The organism is Streptomyces sp. NPDC002574, from assembly GCF_042889545.1.
Classification (GTDB): Bacteria; Actinomycetota; Actinomycetes; order Streptomycetales; family Streptomycetaceae; genus Actinacidiphila.
Genome location: NZ_JBIARB010000001.1, coordinates 69,836 through 92,693, shown reverse-complemented (window position 1 = coordinate 92,693; position 22,858 = coordinate 69,836). Strand labels below are relative to the sequence as shown.

The window sequence follows — 22,858 nt, the reverse complement described above, 5'->3', positions numbered from 1 at the left end:
TTCACGCGCGTTTCCAGCACCTGCTCATCCCGTCCCTGCCCGGGCCCTGCGCACAAATGTCCCGAACCATCCAGAACATCCACCCTCCCCCAGCCTCCGGCCGGGGGTGCCCTCACCTCCCCCGCCCCCTCCGCTTCGTCCTGCGCCTGATCCGCGGAGGGGGTGTTGGCGGTGACGGCTGCGCACGTGGGCGGCGTTGCGCCAACGTGTGGCCCGTGCACGGTGCCGCTTCTCCCCCCTCCGGGGATCAGGCGCATACAACTACGGAGGGGGCGGGGGCGTAGGGGTGGGTGTTCTGGACTGTGGAGCATATTTGTGTGCGGTATCCGGGCAGGGATGGGAGGGGCAGGTGCTGGAAACGCACGTAAATGTGCTGTCCAGAATGGCCAGCCCCGGAGGCCCCGACCCCGGCACCCCACGAAACGCGCGTCGGGGTGACTGACCGCGCCGGGCGCTCGGGAGGGTGGGTGGGTGACGTCAGAGCCACCCATTGTGCCGCGCCGCCCGAACCGCCTCCATCCGATTCCGCGTCCCCGTCTTCCCGATCGCCGACGACAAATAATTCCGCACCGTCGACTCCGACAACCGCACCCGCGCCGCGATGTCCGCGACCGTCGCCCCGTCGACCGCCGCGTTGAGGACGTCCTGCTCACGCGCGGTCAGCGGGCTCGGCCCCGTGCTCAGGGCGGCGACCGCGAGCGCGGGGTCGATGACCTGGTGGCCGGCCAGGACGCGGCGGATGGCCGCGGCCAGCTCCTCGACGGGGCCGTCCTTGACGAGGAAGCCCGCCGCGCCGGCCTCCATCGCGCGGCGCAGGTAGCCGGGGCGGCCGAAGGTGGTGAGGATGAGGACCTTGCAGGAGGGCAGCCGCTCCCGCAGGTCCGCCGCCGCGTCGAGCCCGCTGCGTCCGGGGAGCTCGATGTCGAGCAGCGCGACGTCCGGCCGGGCCTGCAGCGCCGCGGCCACGATCTCGTCGCCCGCGGAGACCTGCGCGACGACCTCCATGTCGTCCTCCAGGTCGAGCAGCAGCGCGAGGGCGCCGCGCATCATGCCCTGGTCCTCCGCCAGCAGGACCTTCACGACGCTGCTCATGCGGCCTGTTCCTCCTCCACCGGAAGCTCCGCGACCACCCGGAACCCGGTGCGCGGCGCCGGTCCCGCCCGCAGGGAGCCCCCCGCCGCCGCCAGCCGCTCGGTGAGGCCCTTCAGGCCCGAACCGGAGGTGATCGGCTCCGAGCCTACGCCCTGCCCGTCGTCGGTGATCTCCAGCCGCACCTGCCCGCCGCCGCTGGCCAGTTCGATGCGGCAGGAGGTGGCGCCACTGTGCCGTACGACGTTGGTGACCCCTTCCCGTACGACCCAGCCCAGCAGCGCCTCGGCCTGCGGCGGCAGGGGCGGGCCGGTCTCCACGACGACCGCCTCGACGCCGGCCGCGGTGAGCGCCGAGCGGGCCCGGTCCAGCTCGGTGGACAGGCTGCCCTCGCGGTAGCCGGTGACGGCCTCGCGGATCTCGGTGAGGGCCTGCCGGCCGACCGCCTCGATGTCGGCGACCTGGGCCAGCGCGGCGTCGATGTCGCGCGGGGCGAGCCGGCGGGCCGCCTCGGACTTCACGACGACCACCGAGAGGGTGTGGCCCAGCAGGTCGTGCAGGTCGCGGGAGAAGCGCAGCCGCTCCTCGGCGACGGCGTGCCGGGCCAGTTCCTGCCGGGTGGCCCGCAGTTGGGCGACGGCGTCGAAGAGCCGGAGCATCGCGGCGGTCACCAGGCCCGAGATCAGCGATCCGTAGCCCATGGAGACGCCGTTCCACAGGTCGTCGCTGCGCCAGCCGGAGAGCACGCCCGCGGACACGGCCAGTCCGACGAGGACGAGGCCCATGTGCCGGCCGCGCACGACGATCCCGACGGCCAGCGACAGCAGCGGGAAGAAGAGCAGCCAGCTGCCGCCGTAGCCGATGGCGAGCGCGTACGTGAGGGCGCCCAGCGGGAGCAGCAGCAGCCGCGGCACCCCGCGCTCCACGGCCCGGGGGTTGAAGGCGGTGAACGCGACGCCCACATAGAGGGAGTTGAAGGTCAGAAGGCCGAGTGCGCCGAGCCACGGGTTGGACGCGTCGCCCTGGAGGAGGTGGGACAGCGCGCCCACCCCCATGAGCAGCCAGGGCAGGAAGCTCAGGGGTGTGGGGGCCTTGAGGTCCTCGATCGCCTCCGAGATGTCCCGCGGACCGCGCGGGCGGCGACGCTCCCACGCGCGCCAGGCGCGGGACGTCCACGGCTCCCGTGCGGCCTCGCACTCCTCCGACACGGTCATGACCGGTCCGCCTTCCTCGTGGGTGCTGTGCGGGGGGTTCATCACACGGTGCGTGCCGAGCGCCGGTAGGCGTACATCGCGTAGACCGCGAACAGTGCCGTCCAGCCCGCCAGGACCGCGACGGTGCCCGGGTGCGGCGCCGATCCGCCGGTGACGCTCCAGCCGAGCTCCCCGAAGCGGTGGGACGGGGTCCACCGGGAGACCGCCCGCAGCCAGCCGGGGAAGAGCGAGGTGGGGAACCACAGACCGCCGACGACGGACAGGCCCAGGTTGCAGGCGACGTTGACGACTCCGGTGGTCTGCGCGGTCAGCCGGTAGCCGTTGCCGAGCCCGAGCAGGGTGAAGGGCGCGGTGCCGGCCCACAGCAGGGCGGCGATCGCCGCCCACTGCCACGGCCGCAGTTCGACGCCGTTGACGACGCCCCCGGCGAGCAGGACGGCGATGATGGAGGGGAGCACGGTGACCGAGCCGCTGAGGCAGCGCCCGACGACCACCTGGAACGGCGACATCGGGGTGATGCGCAACTGGCGCAGCCAGCCGTGCCCCTTGTCCTCGGCGACGCCGGTGCCGGCGGCCAGGGCGGAGCCCAGCGCGCCGTACGCGGCCATGCCGATCATCGCGGTCAGCGCGGCGGCCTTGTCCTCGTCGGAGCCGGAGACGCCGAGGTTGGTGAAGAGCAGGTACATCATGACCGGCATGCCGATCCCGAAGATCACGAAGCCGGTGTCCCGCAGGGTGCGGCGGATCTCCAGCGTGACGTAGGCGAACAGCATCAGACGTTCTCCTTCTTCAGGGTGGCCGGGGTGGTCGGGGTGGCGGGGGAGTCGGCCGGCGCGTCGTCGGCGTCGCGCGAGGTGAGGCTGAGGAACGCGTCCTCCAGGCTGGCCGCGCTCACCTCCAGGCCGCGGATCATGCCGCGGTCGGCGAGCGCGACCACGGTGGCGTCGGAGTCCGAGCTGCGCAGGTGGGCACGGTCGCCGCGGACCTCGACGGAGACCACGCCGGGCAGTTGCCGCAGGCCCTCGGTGGCGGCGCCGGCCAGGTCGAAGGCGACCAGGTTGCCGCCGACCGCGCGCTTGATGCGCTCGCCGCTGTCGTCGGCGACGATCCGGCCGCGGTCGATGACCACGATGCGGTCGGCGTTCTCGTCGGCCTCCTCCAGGTAGTGCGTGGAGAACAGCACGGTGTTGCCGCGCGCGGCGTAGGCCCGCATGGATTCCCAGAAGGAGCGGCGGGCCTCGACGTCGAGGGCGGCGGTCGGCTCGTCCAGCACGATCAGTTCGGGGTTGCCGGCCAGCGCCACCGCGAAGCGCACGCGCTGGGACTGGCCGCCGGAGAGCCGGTCGGCCCGGCGGTCCGCGAAGTCGGTGAGCCCGGCCAGTTCCAGGGACTCGGCGACGGGCAGCGGGTCGGGGTAGGTGCGGGCCACGAAGGTGAGCAGTTCCCGCACCGTGACCCGGGGGATCGGCCGGCCGTCCTGGAGCATCGCGCCGACGCGTCCGGCCCGCACCGCCTCCTGCGGGGTGCCGCCGAAGAGCCGGACCTCGCCGCTGTCGGGGGCGTCCAGCCCCAGCAGCAGGCTGATCGAGGTGGACTTGCCCGCCCCGTTGCGGCCGAGCAGGGCCACGGACTCACCGCGACGGATCTCCAGGTCCACCTTGTCCACGGCGCGTACCGCGCCGAAGGTCTTGACCGCCCGGGTGAAGCTCACAGTCGTCGTCATGCCCACGACGGTACGGGGGGAGGGCCGGGCCGGGGCAGAGGGGAAAGTACGCGGTTCCCCAGGACAAATGTCATGGGTGCGGCGGTGGCTGACGTCACGTCAGCAGTTGGCGCCCGGCAGCGGGTCGGGTGTCCGGCGCCCCCGGCGGTGCGGGGCGCCGGAATCCGTTTCCTCAGCGCAGGTGGGAGGTGTCGTTGAACAGCCGCACCGACGCGTTCCCGTCCGCGAAGTACGCCACCGCGGAGAACGCCGCGGCCGACAGCTCCATGCGGAACAGCGACTCCGGCGGTGCGCCCAGCGCGAGGCGCAGGAGGGTCTTGACCGGCGTGACGTGGGTGACGACCAGGACCGTGCGGCCCGCGTAGCGCGCGATCATCTTGTCGCGGGCCAGCGCGACCCGCCGCGCGGTGGCGGCGAAGCTCTCGCCGCCGGGCGGCGCGACCTTGGGGGAGGCCAGCCAGGCGGTCAGCTCCTCCGGGAAGCGCTCCTTGACCTCGCCGAAGGTCAGCCCCTCCCAGGCGCCGAAGTCCGTCTCGCGCACGCCCTCCTCGACGCGCACGTCGAGGCCGAGCCGCTGCGCGACGATCTCCGCGGTCTGCCGGGTGCGCTTCAGCGGGGAGGACACGACGGCCTGGACGGTGCCGCGGTCGGCCAGCAGGTCCGCCGCCCGGCGGGCCTGCCACAGCCCCTTCTCCGACAGCTCCGGGTCGGTGCCGCCGCTGCCGGAGAATCGCTTCTCCGGGGTGAGCGGGGTCTCGCCGTGCCGCAGCAGCACGAAGGTGGTCGGGGTGCCCATGTCGGCGTCGCCCCAGCCCACCGCGGTCTCGGACTCCCCGGCGGGCTCGGGGTCCTCGTCCGCCTCGACCGCCTCGACCACCGCCGGCGCCGCGGCCGTGGTCAGGGCGGCCGTGGACCGGCTCGGCTCCCACTGCCGGCCGCGCTTGCCCGCGTCCATCGCCTCGTTGGCCAGCCGGTCGGCGTGCTTGTTCTTCTCCCGCGGGATCCACTCGTACGTCACCTGCCCGGCCGGCAGGATCGAGCGGGCCTCGGCGGCGAGCGGGCGCATGTCCGGGTGCTTGATCTTCCAGCGGCCCGACATCTGCTCCACGACCAGCTTGGAGTCCATCCGCACCCGCACCTGCGCCTCGGGGTCGAGCGCCCGCGCGGCCCGCAGGCCGGCGATCAGACCCCGGTACTCGGCCACGTTGTTGGTGTGCGTGCCGATGAACTCGGCGGCCTCGGCGAGCACTTCGCCGGTGGCGGAGTCGCACACCACGGCGCCGTACCCGGCCGGGCCCGGGTTGCCCCGGGACCCGCCGTCGGCCTCGACGGTGAACGTACGGGCCATTACAGGCCCGACTCGGGCGTGCGGACCAGGATGCGGCGGCAGTTCTCGCAGCGCACGACCGTGTCGGCCGCGGCCGCCCGCACCTCGTTCAGCTCGGTGATGTTCAGCTCCAGCCGGCAGCCCTCGCAGCGCTTCTGGTAGAGCCGGGCCGCGCCGACGCCGCCGGACTGCGCGCGCAGCTTCTCGTAGAGCTTGAGCAGGTCGGCCGGGACCGAACCGGCCATGATCTCCCGCTCCTTGGTGACCGACATGCCCTCGGCGTCGATCCCCCGAATCGCCTCGTCCCGCCGGGTCTCGGCCTCGCGGGCCTTGCCCTGCACCGAGTCCAGGCGCTCGGTCAGCTCCTGGACCCGCTCCTGCAGGGACTCGCGGCGCTCCATGACCTCCAGGACGACGTCCTCCAGGTCGCTCTGCCGCTTGGCCAGTGAGGTGATCTCGTGCTGGAGGTTCTCCAGGTCCTTCGGCGAGGAGACGGCGCCGGAGTCCAGCCGCTCCTGGTCGCGGACGGAGCGCTTGCGCACCTGGTCCACGTCCTGCTCGGCCTTGGTCTGCTCGCGGGCGGTGTCGCTCTCCTCGGTCTGGGCGGCGACCAGCAGGTCGCGCAGCTGGGTCACGTCGGAGGAGAGGCGCTCGATCTCCGCGTGCTCGGGAAGGGTCTGCCGCTTGTGGTCCAACTGCGCGATGCGCGCGTCGAGTGCCTGGACCTCAAGGAGTCGGATCTGGTCTGCGGGCGCGGCGTTCAGCGGGGGGCTCCTGAGGTGGTGGGTTCGTGAGGAACGTGCGGGACGTGAGGAGGGGCGGCGGCACGGGCGTGGGCCGTCCACGGGTCGGTGACGGTGTGCGACACATGGGTGCGCAGCGCCCAGCCGTTCCGTTCCGCGACCTCGTCGAGACGGCGGGCCGCCTGCGCGCACCAGGGCCACTCGGTGGCCCAGTGGGCGGCGTCGACGAGCGCCGGGGGACCTGCCTGCTGCGCCTCAGAGGCCGGGTGGTGGCGCAGGTCGGCCGTCAGGTAGACGTCGGCCCCGGCCCTGCGCACGTCGTCGAGGAAGCTGTCGCCGCTGCCGCCGCACACCGCGACGGTGCGCACCTGCCGCCGGGGGTCGCCGGCGACGCGCAGCCCGGTCGCCGTCGCGGGCAGACCGCGGGCCGCCCGCTCGGCGAACTCCGCCAGCGTCATGGGCTCCGGCAGTTCGCCGAGCCGGCCCGCGCCGCGGCGTCCGGCGGGATCGGACGGGTCCGGTACCAGCGGGCCGGTGACGCGCAGTCCGACGGCTGCCGCGAGGGCGTCGGAGACCCCGGGGTCGGCGCGGTCGGCGTTGGTGTGGGCGACGTGCAGCGCGACGTCGTTCTTGATCAGGGAGTGCACGACCCGGCCCTTGAAGCCGGTGGCGGCCACCGTCGTGGTGCCGCGCAGCCAGAGCGGGTGGTGGGTGACCAGCAGGCCGGCGCCGAGCCGGATCGCCTCGTCGGCGACCTCCTGGACCGGGTCGACGGCGAAGAGCACCTGCCCGACCTCGGCGTCCGGGTCCCCGCAGACCAGGCCGACGGCGTCCCACTGCTCGGCCCACTCCAGCGGCCAGAGGACTTCGAGGGCGGCGATGACGTCGGACAGTTTCGGCACGGGGTCGAGGTTACCGCGCCGGTACCGGGCGGCTGGAATTCCCGGCTGGTCATGAGCACACCGACCGCACGAAGTCCGACGGAACGGGACGAGAGCCACCCTTATGTGTGAAGCACACCGACTCGTGTCGGGCGGTTGCGCGTACGAAAACTAGCGTCGTGGTCAGGAGGTGAGCGACACCATGACAGCCTGCGCAACCGAGACCGCCACCGGCACCGGAGCCGTGCCGCGGGCCGGGTTCACGATCGCCGCGGACGGCTCGTACGCCGCGTGCCTGGCCCGGACGCCGGACGGCGGGGACGGCTGGTACCCCGAGCGCTGGACGCTCGGCGGCCCGGAGCCGTACACCGTTCCGCTGCCCGGCAACCAGCCCGAGGAGGAGTGCTCCGAGGTGCTGCCGCTGCCCGACGGCCGCGTCCTCATCCGCCGCCGTGTCGCCGACCGGCACGACTTCGCGCTGCTCTACCCGGCCGGCCCCGGCACCGGCGAACTGCTGCTCGGCTCGGTGCCGGGCGGTTCCGACGGTCCGGACGGTTCCGGCGCTTCCGGCAGCGAGGTGCGCCTGCTGCCGCCGCCCGCGTCCGGGCTCGCGTTCGCCCTGGCGTACGACGCGGCGACCAGCCGCACCTCGGTGTGGCTGGTCCACGACGGCCGCGACGGCCCGCCGCGCCGGCTCGCGGAGATCCACGGCCGCTGCGGGGGCGGCGCGTGGCTCGACCGGGCGGGCGGCGTGCTGGCCCTGGACCGCGAGACGGACGGGACGGTCAAGACCGTCGCCGTGGACCTGCGGGGCGGCGGCGCGGTCAGCCCGCTGCTGCAGATCACCGACGACAGCAACGACCGGCTGCTGCTCGCCGAACCCGACAGCGGGCTCCTCATAGTCCGCAGCGACGCCACCGGCGAGGACCGCATCGGCTGGGGCGTGCTCGGCAGCCGGCAGCCGATGAGGTTCGCCGAGTGCCTGCGGGTGCCGGACGCCGTCCTCACCCCGTTCGCCGCGCAGCCGGGCCAGGTGCTGATGCCCGAGTCGTGCGCGGTGGCGCTGCGCGCCGACGGCCCGCACGGCACGTCGCTGGCCGTGTGGCGGCCGGGGGAGCGCCGCGCCACCTGGCTCGGCGGCCCCGAGGGCTGGCTCGCCGGGACCGGCATGTGGACGCCGCAGGGTGTGCTGCGGCTGCCGTACGCGTGTGTGCACTGCCCCTGCGGGATCGTCGACTACGCCGCCCCCGCGCCGTTCCCGCCGCCCCTGGCCGCGGTCCCCGAGGGAGCCCTGGAGCCCGCGCCGGAGGAGTCCAGGAGCAGTCCGGTCCTTCCTCTGCAGAAGGCGCCGCTGGCGGCCGGATCATGACCGGTAAACTCCCGCCGGGGGCTGCGCTGCCGTTTCGGCGTGCGGTGGTAGTACGACGGCGCGTCGGCAGCACGGTTCCTGCGACCCGTAAGCCACCGACAGAGAGTCCTCGCATGTCAGACTCCCGAATCGAGACCACCGCCGCGCGCCACGAGGACGCGGCGGATCTCCATGGCCGCCACCGCGGCCCCGCCTCCTCCGAGGAAGTACCCGCCGCGCCGCACGGCCGGCACCGCCGCACGGAGGGCTCCGGCGACGACGACTGAGCCGGACGGAACGTTCAGGCTCCCCGCAGACCGGCCGCCGTCCGCGCCAGCGCGCGGACGCGGGGCCAGTCCCGGGACCGGAGCGCGTCCCGCGGGACCATCCAGCTCCCGCCCACGCAGGCCACGTTCGGCAGCGCCAGGTACTCCGGCGCGCGGGCCTGGTCGATGCCCCCGGTGGGGCAGAAGCGCACGGCCTGCAGCGGCGAGGCCAGCGCCCTGAGGTACGCCGTGCCGCCCGCCGCCTCGGCCGGGAAGAACTTCAGCTCCGTCACGCCGAGTTCGGCCAGCGCCACCACCTCGGACGCGGTCGACACCCCCGGCAGGTACGGCACCCCCGTCGCCCGCGCGGCGCCGAGCAGCCGGGGCGTCCAGCCCGGACTGACCAGGAACCGCGCCCCGGCGTCCACCGCCGCGGCGGCCTGCTCCTCCCGCACCACGGTCCCGGCCCCGACGAAGGCCTCCGGCACCTCGCGGGCGACGGCCCGGATCGCCTCCAGTGCGGCCGGGGTGCGCAGCGTGATCTCCACGACCGGCAGCCCGCCCTCCACCAGGGCCCTGGCCAGCGGCACCGCGTCGGCGGCGTCCTCCAGCACGACGACGGGGATCACGGGGGCGAGGTCGAGCAGCATGCCCGGGATGCTGCCGGGGCGACGCGGCTCGCGCAACGGTCGTTGCGACCTGCGCAACGGCGGCAGGGTCAGTGGACGTCCGACACCAGCACGTCGATCCGCCCAGGACCCCGCACCTCCACCCGGAAGCCCAGCTCCCCCAGCACGTCGACCAGTTCGTCCGGGCCGCCCGGCCGGGCCCCCGACTCCAGCAGGGCCCGCACCATGCGCCCCTTCGTCGCCTTGTTGAAGTGGCTGACGACCTTGCGGGTCTCGGCCTGCACGACCCGCACGGTCGCCGTCCGCCCGGCCAGCGCCCCCTTCGGCTTCCACGCCGCCGCGTACGCCGCCGAGCGCAGGTCCAGCACCAGACCGCCGCCCGCGGCCCCGGCCGCCTCCGGCAGCACGTCCGCCATCGCGTCCCGCCAGAACGTGCCGAGCGCCCCCGTCGCGGGAAGCCGGACGCCCATCGAGCAGCGGTAGGCGGGGATCGCGTCCTTGACGCCGACCGCGCCCCACAGCCCGGAGAAGATCAGCAGCGAGCGCGCCGCCCGCCGCTTCGCCGCCGGGGTCAGCGTGGCCAGGCCCAGCGCGTCGTACAGCACCCCGGTGTAGATCTGCCCGGCCGGGCGCGCCGGAGCGCCGTGCAGCCCGGCGTTGCGGGTCACCTCGCCGCGCAGCCCGGGGCTGAGCCCCAGCACGTCGGCGGCCTTGGCGACGGCGTCGGGATCCTCGCTCGCGCACAGTCCCACCAGCTCGTCCAGTACCGTGCGCCGCGCGGCGGCCAGGCCGGGCAGCGACAGGGTGCCCAGGTCCACGGCCTTCCCGGTGGCGGGAGCGGCCTTGCCCTCGGACGGCGGCAGCAGGACGAGCACGGTGGTTCTCCTTCACGTTCACCTGTGTTCGTGCAGCCTACGGCCGCCGGAATTACGCTCGCTCCATGCCTCGTCGCCCCTTGCGTGTGAAGGCCGCCGACGGCGAGCCGCTGCGCACCGCGCTCAGCGCCCTGCGCACCGAACTCCACGTGCCCGCCGCCTTCCCGCCCGCCGTGCTCGCCGAGGCCGAACAGGCGGCCGGGGCACCGGGCCTCGACGGCCACGAGGACGCCACCGGCCTGCCCCTGTTCACCATCGACCCGCCCGGCTCGCGCGACCTCGACCAGGCGATGCACCTGGCCCGCCGCGACGGCGGCTACCGCGTGCACTACGCGATCGCCGACGTCGCCGCCTTCGTCGCACCCGGCGGCGCCATCGACACCGAGGCCCAACGCCGGGTCACCACGCTCTACTTCCCCGACGTCCGGGTCCCGCTGCACCCCACCGTGCTCAGCGAGGACGCCGCCAGCCTGCTGCCCGGCCGGGACCGGCTCGCGCTGCTGTGGCGTATCGACCTGGACGCGGACGGCGGCGTCACCGGTGTCGACGTCCGCCGCGCCCGGGTGCGCAGCCGCGCCCGGCTCGACTACGCGGGCGTGCAGCGCGACCTCGACGACGGCACCGCGGAGGAACCGCTGACCCTGCTGCGCACCATCGGCCGGCTGCGCCAGGAACAGGAACGGCGGCGCGGCGGCATCTCCCTCGACGTGCCCGAGCAGGAGGTCATCGAGCGCGGCGACGGCTACGCCCTGGAGTACCGCGCACCGCTGCCCGCCGAGTCCTGGAACGCCCAGATCTCCCTGCTCGCCGGCATGGCCGCCGCCGGCCTGATGATCGCCGCGGGCACGGGCATCCTGCGCACCCTCCCGCTCGCCCCGCACGGCGAGGTCGCCCGGCTCAGGAGGGTCGCCCAGGCCCTGCACATCGACTGGCCGCACATGACCTCGTACGCGGAGCTGATCCGCTCGCTGGACCCCGCCCGCACCGGGCACGCCGCCTTCCTGCACGAGGCCACCAGCCTGTTCCGCGGCGCCGACTACACCCCGTTCTGGCCCGGCCACCCGGCCTCGCCGCTGCTGCACGCCGCCGTCGCCGACGCCTACACCCACTGCACGGCGCCGCTGCGCCGGCTGGTCGACCGCTACGCCGGGGAGTTCTGCCTCGCCGCCTCCGCGGGCCGCACCCCGCCGGAGTGGGTCACCGACGCGTACCGCGACCTGCCGCACCGGATGCGCACCGGCTCCCAGCTCGCCTCCCGCATCGAGGGCGCCTCCGTCTCCATCGTCGAGGCCGCCCTCCTCGAGGACAGGGTGGGCGAGGTCTTCGACGCCTATGTCATCGACGTCCGAGAGAACGACCCCACCGCCGGCACCGTCCACCTGCGCGACCCCGCCGTCGTCGCCCGCGTCAGGGGCGGCGACACGCCCCTCGCGCTCGGCGAGCCGCTGCGCGTACGCCTGACCGAGGCCGACGTCGCGCGGCACACGCTGCTTTTCGCGCCCGCATGATCGCCGGGTAACATGGCGGCACGGCAGACGAGCCGAGTGGACGGCCGCGTCAGGACCACGGTCCTGCCGAGGAACGTCCGGGCTCCACAGGGCAAGGTGGTGGGTAACGCCCACCCGGGGTGACCCGCGGGACAGTGCCACAGAAAACAGACCGCCGGGGGCCGCAAGGCACTCGGTAAGGGTGAAACGGTGGTGTAAGAGACCACCAGTGCCCAGGGTGACCTGGGCAGCTAGGTAAACCCCACCTGGAGCAAGGTCAAGAGGAGCGCTGTCACAGGTGCTCTGCGCGGACGTTCGAGGGCTGCCCGCCCGAGTCCGCGGGTAGACCGCACGAGGCCGGCGGCAACGCCGGTCCTAGATGGATGGCCGTCACCCGGCCGGCCGCGAGGCCGACCGGGACACAGAACCCGGCGTACAGCTCAGGCTCGTCTGTCGGCCCGGCCTGCGCCGGGCCCCGGCTTCCTCAGTGGAAGCGTGTGGTCCTTCTCGCCGGATATCGGCAGCAGCGGCCCGCGGTCCGGGTTCTCGGAGTCGCTCTTCGTCCCGCTCCACGGGGTGACGTCGGCGACGGCGGCCTGGAACAGCGGCTAGCCGGGGGCGGGCACGGCGAAGGTCCGGTACAGCGAAGGAGTACCGGAACCGGTCGTAGGTCAGCGGCACGGCCATCCGGGGGACCGGGGCGTACCCGGCCTCCTCGAACACCGCGGCCCGGCGGTCCCAGCTGCTGGGCAGCAGCCAAGAGCCCGTCGTGTGCAGCGGTCACGGGAACCCCTCCTCGCGAGAGGGGTTGACGGCCCCACCCCCGCGAAGGCCGCCGGGCCCGGGGGCGCCGGCGGCGTGGATGTGCACGGCGGGAACAGATCCCGGCACCGCGGGAGCAGATCAGCAGTTCTTGTAGTCCGAGCGCGTGCTGTTGTAGCTGCAGGTGTCGGCCTTCGCGCCGCCCGCCTTGCGCAGGGTCGCGGTGTCCTTGTCGTTGTTCCAGACGTACCAGCCGCGGTTCTGGTAGCGGTTGCCCGTCGTGTCGCGGCCCGGGCCCGTGTGGACCTTGACGGTCTTGCCGGCGCCGAGCGAGTAGGTGCCGAAGGTGTACTTGTGGTTGGACGCGTCGGTGAGCGTCCAGCCCTTCAGGCTGACCGCGCGGGACGTGGAGTTGGTGATCGTGACCCACTCGGCGTTGAGGCTCGCGTCGGAGCCGCGGTCGACGCCGGGGCTGTCGTAGTAGATCTTGGCGAGGTGGACGGAGCTGGCGGCCTCGGCGGCCGGGGCGGCGAGGGTGAGCGTGGCGGCGGTCGCGGATATCGCGGTGAGCAGGCAGGTCAGCGTCGTACGGGTGCGCATGGTGCGGGTTCCCCCCAAGGGCGGTGCGAATACGAACGGTTAGCGTACACAGGATGTGCGCGATCAGCGCACGAAACCTTCACATGCGACGGCGGGCGCGTGCACGGTCGCGGCGCCCTCCGCCGCCGGTCGGCCACGGGTGCGGTCTGCGCCGGGCGGCGACGTCCTCGGCCCAGCCGGTCAGCACGATGGCCGCGCCGATCAGCGGCCAGGCCATGAGGAACTGGAACCAGGTGGCGTCCAGCGGCAGATGGGCCTCGAAGAAGGGCACGTCCCACATGCGGTCGATCAGCGGGACGCTGAGGACCAGCGCGACCTCGTGCCACAGGTAGACCGTCACCGCACGGGCGTTGAGCAGCCCCACCGCGCCGTCCGCCACCGGTACCCGGCTCAGCCGGCGCGGGCGGAAGCGGAGCAGTACGAGGACGAAACCGACCGACCACAGCGCCTGCGCGAGCGGGATCTCGCCGAGGTCGAGGCCCTCGTCGGTGGGGTGCGTGAGGGCGAACCAGCCGCCCGCCGCGAGGCACAGCGCCGCCAGGCCCAGCACCGTACGGGCCCGTAGCGCGTCCAGCCGCCCGTCCCGGTGCGCGAAGCCGAGCAGCCAGCAGGCCGCGAAGGTGGCCAGGTCGACGGCCGGGGTGAGCGCGGGCTCGGTCAGCGGGAGCCGGTCGTACTGGGCCAGGACGACCAGCAGCCCGCACACGGCCAGGCACGCGCGGGGCGCGGCGCGGAACGCCTTCAGCAGCCACGGGGACAGCAGGACCAGCCACAGGTAGGTGCGGATGTACCACAGCGGGTCGGTCACCTGCTCGGCCCACGCGATGCGCGGCGGGTCCGCCAGCGGCAGGACCCACAGCAGCATCCGCGGCCACGAGTGGATGCGCCAGCCGTGCACCAGCATGGCGCCCACGACGACCGCCGCGAAGAACCAGTACGGCACGAGCAGCCGCCGCGCCCGGCTGCGCAGCACCGAGCCCGCCGGGCGCTTGAGCGAGTGCGCCATCAGCGAACCGGCGAGCGCGAACATCACGCCGATGGACGGGAAGGCGAAGGTCAGCCACGCCCAGTTGAAGGTGTGGAAGACCACCACCCGGACCAGGGCCAGCGCCCGGAGCAGATCGAGGTAGCGGTCCCGGCCCCCGCCGCCTCCCCCGGCCGCACCCGCCGTGGCGCCGGGACCGGCGGTGGCTGCCCCGCCCCGCGTCGGCGGCGGGACGGCGACCGTGGCGTCCCGCTCGGGCGCGTCGGCGTCGACGGTGACGGTGGCGCCGTGGTCCGCCGCGACGCGGGCGCGCCGCCGCCCGCCCCCGGGGCCTGGGACCGGCGCGGGCACCGGCGCCGGTCCCGTCGGGCGGACGCCGCGGGGGTCGTGGGCGTGCATGGGGTCCTCCGGGAAGGGATGAGCGGGCGGACGCGGTGTCACCGCTGGGTCCCGGCGGCCACGGGCGGGGTGCCGACCTCGCCCGTGCGCCGCAGTTTGTGCCAGCCGAGCCGGCCGCCGTTGATCGCGGTGATGCACGACTGCAGCAGCACCAGGTACATCAACTGCCGGTACAGGACCTGCTGGAGCGGCAGCGGCCACAGGTCCCGCAGTCGCTCGCCGTCGAGCCGGAACGCGTACGCGGCGCACGCGGCCTGCACTCCCAGCACCGCGGCCCACGCGACCGCGGTGCGAAACGGATCCATGAACACCAGCCCGTACACCGCGAAGACGTCGATCAGCGGTGCCAGCAGCGGGGCGAGCACCTGGAAGAGCACCACCAGCGGCAGCCCGACCCGGCCGAACCGGCCCGAGTGCCCGCGGTCCAGCACCGCCCCGCGGTGCTTCCACATCGCCTGCATGGTGCCGTAGCTCCAGCGGTAGCGCTGCTTCCACAACTGCCGCACCGTGGACGGGGCCTCGGTCCAGGCGCGGGCCCGCTCGGCGTAGACGACGTGCCAGCCGGCCCGGTGCAGGGCCATGGTGACGTCGGTGTCCTCGGCGAGGGTCTCGTCGCTCATGCCGCCCACGTCGCGCAGCGCGTCGCGCCGGAAGGCCCCGCAGGCGCCGGGGATGGTCGGCATGCAGCGCATCAGGTCGTACATGCGGCGGTCGAGGTTGAAGCCCATCACGTACTCGATGTGCTGCCAGCGGCCGATCATCCGGTTGCGGTTGCCGACCTTGGCGTTGCCGGCGACCGCGCCGACCCGCGGGTCGCCGAAGGGCTGGACGAGTTCGCGGACGGTGGCCGGCTCGAAGACCGTGTCGCCGTCCATCATCACGATCAGGTCGTGCCGGGCGTGCGCGACGCCGTTGTTGAGCGCGGCCGGCTTGCCGCCGTTGGGCTGCCGCACCACCGTGACGTCGGGCAGGCCCATGGCCTCCACGATGTCGGCGGTGCCGTCGCTGGACCCGTCGTCGACGACCACGATCTCGATCGGATGCTCCCCGGCCGCGAGCGAGTTGACCGTGTGGGCGATGCACTCCTTCTCGTTGTACGCCGGCACGATCACGCTGACCGGTTCGGTGACGGCGGGCCCCCAGTGGAAGCCGCGCCTGCGGCGCCGCCGGGCGTGCCGTCGGGCCAGCAGCAGCATCGCGGCGAACCGCGCCAGGACGAGCACGCCCACGGCGGCCAGCAGGACCGCGAGCGCCGGCACGGCCGCCTCGGACAGCTCGACGGCGGCCACGAAGATGCGCCCCTGCCACAACTCCGTCCCGGCGACGGGGTGGTTGGTCGAGCTGGCGCCGACCGCCTCGCCGACCGTCTCGAAGCGGTAGCCGCGCTCCTTGAGCAGCGGGATCAGCCGGTCCAGCGCGGCCACCGTCTGCGAGCGGTCGCCGCCCGCGTCGTGCATCAGCACGATCGCGCCCTTGCCCGGCTTCTTGGGGAGGGAGCCGTCGACGATCGCCTGGACACCGGGCCGGCGCCAGTCCTCGGCGTCCTGGTCGATGAAGGCGGTGACGTAGCCCTTGCGGCCGACCTGCTGGACGACCGGCCAGGACAGGTCGTCCAGGGCGTCGGCGGTGGAGGAGTACGGCGGGCGGAACAGCGAGCTGTGGATGCCGGCCGCCCCCGCGAGGGCCAGCTGTGTCTGCGACAGCTCGCGGTCGACCCGACCCGGGGACTGGTACACCAGGTCCGGGTGGGCGAAGGTGTGCACGCCGATCTCGTGCCCCTCGTGCACCATCCGGCGGATCAGGTCAGGGTGGCGGGCGGCGTTGCTGCCGGTGACGAAGAAGGTGGCCGGCACCTTCTGCCGCTTGAGCACGTCGAGCACCTCCGGCGTCCAGACCGGGTCCGGTCCGTCGTCGAAGGTGAGGGCGATGGTGTGGTCCGGCGTGCGGTACGAGCGCGGGCGGTCGCCGGTGGAGTCCACCACCGGACCGCCGTCCAGCACCGCCTCGGGGACCTTGTCCGTGGCCACCGGCGGGTGCACCCGGTGGTCGGCCTCGAAGTCGCCGCGCACGTAGCCGCCGAGCAGCAGCACGCAGACGAGTACGACGAGGGCGAGGACGGGAATGACGAGCCGGGGCCGCAGGGGTATCACGAGCCACCCTGCGGTTGCTGGTCGGGACCGCCGGCGGGCGGTACCTCGGGGCCGGGTGCGGAGGAGCCGGAGGGCTGCGGCGACGACGAGGCCGACGGGCCGGCCGACTGGCTCACCGAGGCGCTGGGTGTCGACGACACGGAGGTCGGGGCGGTCCTGGTGGTGCGCGGCGAGGGAGAGGTGCTGGCCTTCGGACTGGTGCTGACGCCGGCGTGGCCGGTGGGCGAGGTACGCGGGCTGGGGGAGGTGGTCGCGTGCGGCCGGGCGCCGCCGGACGGGGACGGAGCCGGGTCCGTCCCCGCCCGGAACAGCCCTGCCGTCGCCGGGGGAGCGGCCTGGTCGGCCGGTACGTCGACTTCTCCCGTCCCCGAGGAGCCGGCGTCGTCCGGCGCTGTGCTCGGTACTCCCGGCAGCGGCAACAGCGTCTTCGGCGCGATCGGCGTCGCGCCGGAGAGGCTGAGTACGAGGGCGGCCGTGTAGAGCGAACAGGCGGCCCCGATCGCCCAGCCGGCCCTGCGGACCACGCGGGCCCGTCGCCCGCTGGAATCGACGAAGACGGGGCCGGGCAGCGATATGAGTTCGGTCTCGGGATCGTCGATCCCGGCGCCGGCTTCCGGATCGTCCACGGGCGGTGGTTCTGACCATACGTCACGGTGGTGCTTGGAGAGCATGCCGCAACGTAACGCGACGCAAGCGGTCCTATGGGACGTATTTCGCACTTGACCGATTCCGTAGGCGAATTGGTCGTTCTCTGCCAGGCTCAGCCGCGTCCGATGTACGGCATCGCGGTCGCCATCACCGTCGCGAACTGCACGTTCGCCTCCGGCGGCAGAGATGCCATGTGCACGACCGTGCGGGCCACGTCGATCACGTCCATGCGCGGTTCGGGCACGACGGTGCCGTTCGCCTGCAGGATTCCATCCGCCATGCGTTCGGTCATGTCGGTCGCGGCGTTGCCGATGTCGATCTGGCCGCAGGAGATCCGGTACGGGCGGCCGTCCAGCGACAGGGACCTGGTCAGTCCGGTCACGGCGTGCTTCGTGGCGGTGTACGCGATGCTCAGCGGACGCGGTACGTGCGCGGACAGGGAGCCGTTGTTGATGATCCGGCCGCCCTGCGGGTCCTGGGCCCGCATCACGGCGAACGCGGCCCGCGCGCAGAGGAAGGCGCCGTGCAGGTTGACGTCCACGACCGCCCGCCAGTCGTCGTACGACAGCTCGTCAGGACCGACGGCGGGCGCGCCCCGGCCCGCGTTGTTGAAGAGCAGGTCCACCCGGCCCCAGCGCGCGGCGACGGCGCCGAACAGCGCCTCCACCGCCTCCGGCCGGGTGACGTCCGTCGGGATGACGGCGGTCTCACCGGCCGCCGTCGCCGCGGTCTCCCGCAGCGCCTCCTCGCGCCGTCCGGCCAGCGCCACCGTCCAGCCGGCGGCGGACAGTTCGTGCGCCACCGCCCGCCCGATGCCCGAGCCGGCGCCCGTGACGACGGCGATCTTCCTGTCCGCGGCCTTGTTCACGTCCATGGCCCCGCAGCGTAGGCGGTGGGACCATGACGACATGCCGCCCTACGCCGAACCCCTGTCGCACAAGGAGATCGAGGACCGCCTCGCCGAACTGCCCGGCTGGTCCCTGACCGACGACGGCGCGACCCTCCAGCGCAGCTACCGGCTCCCGCATCTGCCGGGGGCGGTCTTCGTGGTGCACATCGCCCAGATCCAGGACGAGGCCGACCACCACAGCGACCTGACGCTGCGTTACAACAGGGTCGACGTCTCCGTCACCACGCACGCGGCGGGCGGCCGGCTCACGGCCAAGGACTTCGACCTCGCCCGCCGCATCCAGGACATCGCCCCGGCCCACGGGGCCGCGTAGCGCTGCCTGGCGGAAGCGCGGGGCGCCACGGGCGTCCCGCCGGGCCGGCGGCCGCCCGCGGCCCGCGCCACGGGGAGGCCGCCCTCCCCGCGCAGGGGGCGACCTTGGGTCCCGTCTGCGCACGGGCGACGCGTGCCCCGGCGGGAGCGGGCGGGAGACGCCCGGAACGCCCGTCCGGCGGCCCGTTCCCGCGCCTTGGCGCCTTCGGCCCGCGATGTCACGCCGAGGGCGTCCCGCGGCCGCCGCGCCGGGACCGGCGGTGAGGGGGCTTCGCCCGCGCGCGGGCAGCGGACGACCTCGTCGCCGCGTACCGGGCCCGTGCAGCCGACGCGGCGGGCGGCCCGAAGATGTGCGGCGGCCATGTGCGGCGCAGGGGCATGCCCCGCGCTTCGGTGTCGCTGCCGGGCGGCGAGGAGGGCATCCCGCCCGCGCGTGGCTCGCCCCGCGCCGGGACCGGCGGTACGGGGTCCCGCCCGCGCGCGGGCAGCGGACGGCCTCGATCACCTCGTGCCGGAGTTCGTGCAGCCCCTCCCCACGGGGCGGCCGGTCGGCGAGGAGGGCATCCCGCCTTCGCGGCCAGGCATGGCCCGGTGCACGACCGGCGACGTGGTCAGCGGCAGCCCGTGCCCCCGCCGCACCGCCGAGGTGGCGGGCGGCGGAGGGGGACCTGCCGGACGGCGCCGCTCAGGCCTCGCCGGGGTAGCGGACGCCGATACGGTCGCGGACCGTGTCGAGGGTGCGCATCACGGCGAGGCTGCCCTCCACCGGCACCAGCGGCGACTGGGTCTCGCCCGCCCGCAGGCAGCGCATGACCTCCATCGCCTCGTACTGCAGCCCGTGCAGACGCTCGCCCGCCGGGGCGGCCGGCGGGCCGAAGACCTCGGGCTCGACGCCGTCGCGGTGCAGCACGAAGTGCTCGGGGTAGAAGAAGCCGCGCGGGAACTCGATCCGTCCGGTCGTGCCGGTCACCACCGCGGTGCGGGCCGTGTCGGCCGCCAGCGAGCAGCTCAGCACCGCCATCGCGCCGCTGTCGTAGCCGAGCACCATGCCGGTGGCGTCGTCGACGCCCTCGGGGGTGAGGTGCCCCCAGGCCTGGACCTCGTCCGGTTCACCGAGCAGCAGGTGGGCGAAGGACACCGGGTAGACGCCGAGGTCGAGCACGGCGCCGCCGGCCTGGGCCGGGTCGCGCAGCCGGTGGCTGGGCTCGAAGGGCCCGGCCAGGCCGAAGTCCGCGTGCACCGCGCGGATCTCGCCGATCGCCCCGTCCGCCACCAGCGCGGTGAGCCGGCGGATGACCGGGCTGCAGTACATCCACATCGCCTCCATCAGGAAGCGGCCGTGCCCGCGCGCGAGGTCGGCCAGCTCGCGCGCCTCCACCGCGTTCACGGTGAGCGGCTTCTCGCAGAGCACCGCCCGCCCGGCCCGCAGGCACAGGCCCGCGGCGACGCGGTGCGCCGAGTGCGGGGTGGCGATGTACACCACGTCCACGTCCTCGTCGTCGGCGAGCGCGGTCCAGCTGCCGTACGCGCGCGGTACGTCGAAGCGGTCGGCGAAGGCGCGCGCCGCCCCGGTACTGCGCGAGCCGACGGCGACGAGCTCCGCGTCGTCCTTGAGCTCCCGCAGGTCGCTCGCGAACGCCGACGCGATGCCGCCGGTCGCGAGGATGCCCCACCGGATCCTGCGTCCGGACCCGGCGGCGGAAGCACCGCCGAAACCACCGACTGAATCACTCACGGATCTGCCCCCACCTGGTCTCACCCACCTTGTGATGGCTGAGAGCATAGAGAACGATTCATCGACCACGGAGATGCAGATGCCGGAAGCCGGCCCGATCCCGCCCGACCAGATATCCACACCGGGGGCGTCAACCCCGGTACGACGCGCCGCAGAGCGCCCAGGAGGCCGTACCGGACTGCTGGTGACGTTCGTGCTCGGCGGCCTCACCGCGCTCCCCGCGCTGTCGATGGACATGTATCTGCCGGCGCTGCCGCAGGTCACGGAGTCGCTGCGGAGCCCGGCCGTCACGGTGCAGCTCACCTTGACCGCGTGCCTGGCCGGACTGGCACTCGGCCAGATGGTCGTCGGCCCGATGAGCGACCGCTGGGGGCGCCGCCGGCCGCTGCTGGCCGGCATGGTCCTGTACGTGCTGGCGACCGCCGTGTGCGCGTTCGCCCCCAGCGCCGGGCTGCTGATCGCCTTCCGGCTGCTCCAGGGGCTGACCGGCGCCGCGGGCATCGTCATCGCCCGGGCCGTCGTCCGTGACCTGTACGACGGGGTCGCCATGGCCCGCTTCTTCTCCACGCTGATGCTGATCTCCGGGGTGGCCCCGATCGTGGCCCCCCTCATCGGCGGCCAGGTGCTGCGGATCACCGACTGGCGGGGGGTCTTCGTCGTGCTCACCGTGGTCGGTGCGCTGCTGATCCTGCTGGTGTGGCGCTGCCTCCCGGAGACCCTGGACCCGGCCGACCGGCACCGCGGCGGGCTGGGGGAGACGCTGCACACGATGCGCGGGCTGCTCGCCGACCGGGCGTTCACCGGCTACATGCTCACCGCCGGCTTCACCTTCGCCGCCCTGTTCGCGTACGTCTCGGCCTCGTCCTTCGTGGTGCAGGAGATCTACGGGGCCTCGGCGCAGACCTACAGCCTGCTCTTCGGCGTCAACTCCGTCGGCCTGGTCGCGCTGGGCCAGGTCAACGGCAAGGTGCTGGTGGGCCGGGTCAGCATGGACAAGGTGATCGCCGTGGGGCTGGCGGTGATCACGCTGGCCGCGCTCGCGCTGCTGGCGATGACCTCCGGCCTGTTCGGGAGGGCCGGGCTGGTGCCGGTGGCCGCGGGCCTGTTCGTCCTGATGTCGGCGATGAGCCTGGTGATGCCGAACGCCAACGCCCTGGCGCTGATGCGCACCCGGCACGCGGCCGGTTCCGCCTCCGCGCTGCTCGGCACGACCTCCTTCCTCGTCGGGGCCGTGGCCTCGCCGCTGGTGGGTGTCGCGGGCGAGGACTCGGCCGTGCCGATGGCCCTGGTGCAGCTGGGAAGCGTGCTGGCCGCGGCGGCCTGTTTCGTCGGGCTGTGCCGCCCCTGGCGGCGTACTGTGGATGCACGGTGATCCCTGCGATCATTGCCGTGCCGAGTCAGGAGGCAGTGATGACCGAGCCGATCGACGAGAGCAAGTGGGCCTGGAAGACCGCGGACAGTTGCCTGCACACCGGGTCCGAACACATGATCGATCCGGAGGACCTGGTGATGGCCTCCGGCCGCGAGCCGACCCCGGCCCGGCTCGAAAAGGCCCGCAAGTTGCTGGAGGAGCATGGCCCCGCGGCTGTCGAGAGGTACCTGCCCTGACGCGGAGCTGCGCGCGGACGAGTTGAACCGGCTCGTCGGGGACCTCACCCCCTTTCTGGAAGCCTCGCCCGCCTCCGCGTACCCCTGGTGCGCGGGGGCCGTTGTCCTCGCCGGGCGCGGCGGCACCGTCGCCCTGCACGAGGCGGTGGGCTGGGCGGTGCGCTACCGCGGGTACGACGAGCGGGACGGCCGCGGTGTCGAACTGCCCCGCGAGCAGTGGGTCCCGATGCGGCCGGACACGGTCTTCGACCTGGCGTCGCTGACCAAGCTGTTCACCGCGGTCGTCGCGGTGCGCCGGCTGGAGCCGGACCGCGAGGTGGCCGCCTACGTGCCCGAGTTCGCGGCCGCGGGCAAGCAGCGCATTACCGTCCGGCAGCTGCTCGACCACACCTCCGGGCTCCGTCCCGAACTGCCCTTCCACAACCACGCCGACGCGCAGGCGCGGGCCCGGCTGCTGTGGCAGGAGGAGCCGGTCGCCGCGCCGGGCGGCACGCGCATCTACTCCGACCTCAACCTCATCGCCCTCCAGCACGCCCTGGAACGCGAGACCGGGGAGTCCGTCGACGCCCTGGTGCGCGAGGAGATCACCGGCCCCCTCGGCATGCACGACACCCGCTACAACCCGCCCGCCTCCTGGCTCCCCCGGATCGCCGCCACCGAGGACCAGCGCCGCCCCTGGGGCCGGCTGGACCGCGGCATGCTGCGCGGCTCGGTGCACGACGAGAACGCGTACGCCATGGGCGGCGTCGCCGGCCACGCGGGCCTGTTCTCCACTGCCTGGGACCTGGCCCTGCTGTGCCGCTCCCTGCTCGACGCCGGCGGGCCCTGTCCCGGTCACTCCGGCTATCCCGGTTTCGAGACCGACGCGGCATGGTTCATGGGGGCCCTCGCCGGGCGCGGCGCGGCCGGGCACACCGGATTCACCGGGACCAGCCTGGTGATCGACCCGGCGACCGACTCCTTCCTGGTGCTGCTCGCCAACTCCGTGCACCCCTGCCGCCTTTGGCGCGACGGGAGCGCCCCGCGGGCGGTCGTGGGGACCCGTTTCGCCCGGGCGCTCGGGGTCGTGTGAGCCCGGTGCCCGTGTGGTGCCGCCGACCTGACAAAAGAGGAATATCGTCAGTAAGGGGGCGGTTCGCTTGTTCGGGGGGTGAGGTCCGCGGCCGG

At 74.0% G+C, this 22,858-nt stretch carries 22 protein-coding genes and 1 other RNA gene; 8 read left to right on the top strand and 15 right to left on the bottom strand.

What is annotated here, in order from left to right; translation table 11 throughout:
• Positions 1–477: 477 nt before the first annotated feature.
• The 7 genes from ACFYXS_RS00385 to ACFYXS_RS00355 all read right to left on the bottom strand — a co-directional run bounded on the left by ACFYXS_RS00385 (position 478) and on the right by ACFYXS_RS00355 (position 6,998).
• Positions 478–1,092, bottom strand: coding sequence for a response regulator (locus tag ACFYXS_RS00385; protein ID WP_389242193.1), 615 nt, complete (start codon positions 1,090–1,092; stop codon positions 478–480).
• Complete coding sequence (locus tag ACFYXS_RS00380; protein WP_389242191.1) at positions 1,089–2,303, bottom strand: sensor histidine kinase; 1,215 nt, start codon at positions 2,301–2,303, stop codon at positions 1,089–1,091. Before ACFYXS_RS00380 ends, ACFYXS_RS00385 begins: the two co-directional genes overlap by 4 nt.
• Before the next feature lie 41 nt (positions 2,304–2,344).
• Complete coding sequence (locus ACFYXS_RS00375; protein ID WP_389242189.1) at positions 2,345–3,076, bottom strand: ABC transporter permease; 732 nt, start codon at positions 3,074–3,076, stop codon at positions 2,345–2,347.
• Positions 3,076–4,026, bottom strand: a complete 951-nt coding sequence (locus ACFYXS_RS00370; RefSeq protein WP_389242187.1) for an ABC transporter ATP-binding protein — start codon at positions 4,024–4,026, stop codon at positions 3,076–3,078. The genes ACFYXS_RS00375 and ACFYXS_RS00370 overlap by 1 nt, the downstream gene beginning before the upstream one ends.
• Before the next feature lie 172 nt (positions 4,027–4,198).
• On the bottom strand, positions 4,199–5,374 hold the full coding sequence (locus tag ACFYXS_RS00365; RefSeq protein WP_389242185.1) for a bifunctional RNase H/acid phosphatase: 1,176 nt from the start codon (positions 5,372–5,374) through the stop codon (positions 4,199–4,201).
• Positions 5,374–6,117 (bottom strand): zinc ribbon domain-containing protein, encoded by a 744-nt coding sequence (locus ACFYXS_RS00360; RefSeq protein WP_389243460.1) that lies wholly within the window; start codon positions 6,115–6,117, stop codon positions 5,374–5,376. Before ACFYXS_RS00360 ends, ACFYXS_RS00365 begins: the two co-directional genes overlap by 1 nt.
• Positions 6,114–6,998 carry a Nif3-like dinuclear metal center hexameric protein gene (locus ACFYXS_RS00355; protein ID WP_389242183.1) on the bottom strand — a complete coding sequence of 295 codons (885 nt, stop codon included), beginning with the start codon at positions 6,996–6,998 and terminating at the stop codon, positions 6,114–6,116. The genes ACFYXS_RS00360 and ACFYXS_RS00355 overlap by 4 nt, the downstream gene beginning before the upstream one ends.
• Positions 6,999–7,179: 181 nt before the next feature.
• Between ACFYXS_RS00355 and ACFYXS_RS00350 the strand changes: the two genes are divergently transcribed.
• Both ACFYXS_RS00350 and ACFYXS_RS00345 read left to right on the top strand, forming a co-directional pair.
• Positions 7,180–8,346 carry a hypothetical protein gene (locus tag ACFYXS_RS00350; protein WP_389242181.1) on the top strand — a complete coding sequence of 389 codons (1,167 nt, stop codon included), beginning with the start codon at positions 7,180–7,182 and terminating at the stop codon, positions 8,344–8,346.
• Between the two features lie 113 nt (positions 8,347–8,459).
• On the top strand, positions 8,460–8,612 hold the full coding sequence (locus ACFYXS_RS00345; protein WP_389242179.1) for a hypothetical protein: 153 nt from the start codon (positions 8,460–8,462) through the stop codon (positions 8,610–8,612).
• Positions 8,613–8,626: 14 nt separating this feature from the next.
• On the opposite strand, the gene eda is transcribed toward ACFYXS_RS00345, so the two are convergent.
• The gene (eda, locus tag ACFYXS_RS00340) at positions 8,627–9,241 is read right to left on the bottom strand and encodes a bifunctional 4-hydroxy-2-oxoglutarate aldolase/2-dehydro-3-deoxy-phosphogluconate aldolase (protein WP_389242177.1); all 615 of its coding nucleotides are present in this window, start codon (positions 9,239–9,241) and stop codon (positions 8,627–8,629) included.
• A 68-nt stretch (positions 9,242–9,309) separates the two neighbouring features.
• The gene (gene yaaA, locus ACFYXS_RS00335) at positions 9,310–10,095 is read right to left on the bottom strand and encodes a peroxide stress protein YaaA (protein WP_389242175.1); all 786 of its coding nucleotides are present in this window, start codon (positions 10,093–10,095) and stop codon (positions 9,310–9,312) included.
• A gap of 65 nt (positions 10,096–10,160) precedes the next feature.
• Here yaaA and ACFYXS_RS00330 point away from each other — a divergent pair, with 65 nt between their 5' ends.
• Both ACFYXS_RS00330 and rnpB read left to right on the top strand, forming a co-directional pair.
• The gene (locus ACFYXS_RS00330; RefSeq protein WP_389242173.1) at positions 10,161–11,603 is read left to right on the top strand and encodes an RNB domain-containing ribonuclease; all 1,443 of its coding nucleotides are present in this window, start codon (positions 10,161–10,163) and stop codon (positions 11,601–11,603) included.
• 28 nt (positions 11,604–11,631) lie between these two features.
• Positions 11,632–12,035: RNase P RNA component class A (gene rnpB / locus ACFYXS_RS00325), an RNA gene on the top strand.
• 450 nt (positions 12,036–12,485) lie between these two features.
• Here the strand turns inward: rnpB and ACFYXS_RS00320 are convergent.
• From ACFYXS_RS00320 to ACFYXS_RS00300, 5 genes are all read right to left on the bottom strand, one after another.
• Positions 12,486–12,944 carry a lamin tail domain-containing protein gene (locus ACFYXS_RS00320; protein WP_389242171.1) on the bottom strand — a complete coding sequence of 153 codons (459 nt, stop codon included), beginning with the start codon at positions 12,942–12,944 and terminating at the stop codon, positions 12,486–12,488.
• A 79-nt stretch (positions 12,945–13,023) separates the two neighbouring features.
• Positions 13,024–14,328 carry an acyltransferase gene (locus ACFYXS_RS00315; RefSeq protein ID WP_389242169.1) on the bottom strand — a complete coding sequence of 435 codons (1,305 nt, stop codon included), beginning with the start codon at positions 14,326–14,328 and terminating at the stop codon, positions 13,024–13,026.
• Positions 14,329–14,366: 38 nt separating this feature from the next.
• Positions 14,367–16,478: a bifunctional polysaccharide deacetylase/glycosyltransferase family 2 protein gene (locus ACFYXS_RS00310; protein ID WP_389242167.1), complete on the bottom strand. Its 2,112-nt coding sequence runs from the start codon at positions 16,476–16,478 to the stop codon at positions 14,367–14,369.
• A complete protein-coding gene (locus ACFYXS_RS00305; protein ID WP_389242165.1) occupies positions 16,475–17,104 on the bottom strand; it encodes a hypothetical protein in 630 nt (209 codons plus the stop codon). Before ACFYXS_RS00305 ends, ACFYXS_RS00310 begins: the two co-directional genes overlap by 4 nt.
• 134 nt (positions 17,105–17,238) lie before the next feature.
• Positions 17,239–18,000, bottom strand: coding sequence for an SDR family oxidoreductase (locus ACFYXS_RS00300; RefSeq protein ID WP_389242163.1), 762 nt, complete (start codon positions 17,998–18,000; stop codon positions 17,239–17,241).
• A gap of 34 nt (positions 18,001–18,034) precedes the next feature.
• Here ACFYXS_RS00300 and ACFYXS_RS00295 point away from each other — a divergent pair, with 34 nt between their 5' ends.
• Entirely contained in the window at positions 18,035–18,349 is a 315-nt protein-coding gene (locus ACFYXS_RS00295) for a 4a-hydroxytetrahydrobiopterin dehydratase (protein ID WP_389242161.1), read from the top strand.
• Between the two features lie 684 nt (positions 18,350–19,033).
• On the opposite strand, the gene ACFYXS_RS00290 is transcribed toward ACFYXS_RS00295, so the two are convergent.
• Positions 19,034–20,026: a Gfo/Idh/MocA family protein gene (locus ACFYXS_RS00290; protein WP_389243458.1), complete on the bottom strand. Its 993-nt coding sequence runs from the start codon at positions 20,024–20,026 to the stop codon at positions 19,034–19,036.
• A gap of 91 nt (positions 20,027–20,117) precedes the next feature.
• Between ACFYXS_RS00290 and ACFYXS_RS00285 the strand changes: the two genes are divergently transcribed.
• From ACFYXS_RS00285 to ACFYXS_RS00275, 3 genes are read left to right on the top strand one after another with little or no spacing between them, the layout of a single operon-like run.
• Positions 20,118–21,455, top strand: a complete 1,338-nt coding sequence (locus tag ACFYXS_RS00285) for a multidrug effflux MFS transporter (protein ID WP_389242158.1) — start codon at positions 20,118–20,120, stop codon at positions 21,453–21,455.
• Between the two features lie 38 nt (positions 21,456–21,493).
• Positions 21,494–21,691 (top strand): hypothetical protein, encoded by a 198-nt coding sequence (locus tag ACFYXS_RS00280; protein ID WP_389242156.1) that lies wholly within the window; start codon positions 21,494–21,496, stop codon positions 21,689–21,691.
• Positions 21,657–22,763, top strand: a complete 1,107-nt coding sequence (locus tag ACFYXS_RS00275; protein WP_389242154.1) for a serine hydrolase domain-containing protein — start codon at positions 21,657–21,659, stop codon at positions 22,761–22,763. Before ACFYXS_RS00280 ends, ACFYXS_RS00275 begins: the two co-directional genes overlap by 35 nt.
• The last annotated feature ends 95 nt before the right edge of the window (positions 22,764–22,858 follow it).

Coding starts and splice junctions, on each gene's coding strand:
- ACFYXS_RS00320 (WP_389242171.1), bottom strand. CDS start 12,944: ATGCGCACCCGTACGACGCTGACCTGCCTGCTCACCGCGATATCCGCG.
- ACFYXS_RS00295 (WP_389242161.1), top strand. CDS start 18,035: ATGCCGCCCTACGCCGAACCCCTGTCGCACAAGGAGATCGAGGACCGC.
- ACFYXS_RS00300 (WP_389242163.1), bottom strand. CDS start 18,000: ATGGACGTGAACAAGGCCGCGGACAGGAAGATCGCCGTCGTCACGGGC.
- ACFYXS_RS00330 (WP_389242173.1), top strand. CDS start 10,161: ATGCCTCGTCGCCCCTTGCGTGTGAAGGCCGCCGACGGCGAGCCGCTG.
- ACFYXS_RS00285 (WP_389242158.1), top strand. CDS start 20,118: ATGGCTGAGAGCATAGAGAACGATTCATCGACCACGGAGATGCAGATG.
- ACFYXS_RS00280 (WP_389242156.1), top strand. CDS start 21,494: ATGACCGAGCCGATCGACGAGAGCAAGTGGGCCTGGAAGACCGCGGAC.
- ACFYXS_RS00370 (WP_389242187.1), bottom strand. CDS start 4,026: ATGACGACGACTGTGAGCTTCACCCGGGCGGTCAAGACCTTCGGCGCG.
- ACFYXS_RS00385 (WP_389242193.1), bottom strand. CDS start 1,092: ATGAGCAGCGTCGTGAAGGTCCTGCTGGCGGAGGACCAGGGCATGATG.
- eda (WP_389242177.1), bottom strand. CDS start 9,241: ATGCTGCTCGACCTCGCCCCCGTGATCCCCGTCGTCGTGCTGGAGGAC.
- ACFYXS_RS00365 (WP_389242185.1), bottom strand. CDS start 5,374: ATGGCCCGTACGTTCACCGTCGAGGCCGACGGCGGGTCCCGGGGCAAC.
- ACFYXS_RS00275 (WP_389242154.1), top strand. CDS start 21,657: ATGGCCCCGCGGCTGTCGAGAGGTACCTGCCCTGACGCGGAGCTGCGC.
- ACFYXS_RS00345 (WP_389242179.1), top strand. CDS start 8,460: ATGTCAGACTCCCGAATCGAGACCACCGCCGCGCGCCACGAGGACGCG.
- ACFYXS_RS00350 (WP_389242181.1), top strand. CDS start 7,180: ATGACAGCCTGCGCAACCGAGACCGCCACCGGCACCGGAGCCGTGCCG.
- ACFYXS_RS00375 (WP_389242189.1), bottom strand. CDS start 3,076: ATGCTGTTCGCCTACGTCACGCTGGAGATCCGCCGCACCCTGCGGGAC.
- ACFYXS_RS00380 (WP_389242191.1), bottom strand. CDS start 2,303: ATGACCGTGTCGGAGGAGTGCGAGGCCGCACGGGAGCCGTGGACGTCC.
- ACFYXS_RS00315 (WP_389242169.1), bottom strand. CDS start 14,328: ATGCACGCCCACGACCCCCGCGGCGTCCGCCCGACGGGACCGGCGCCG.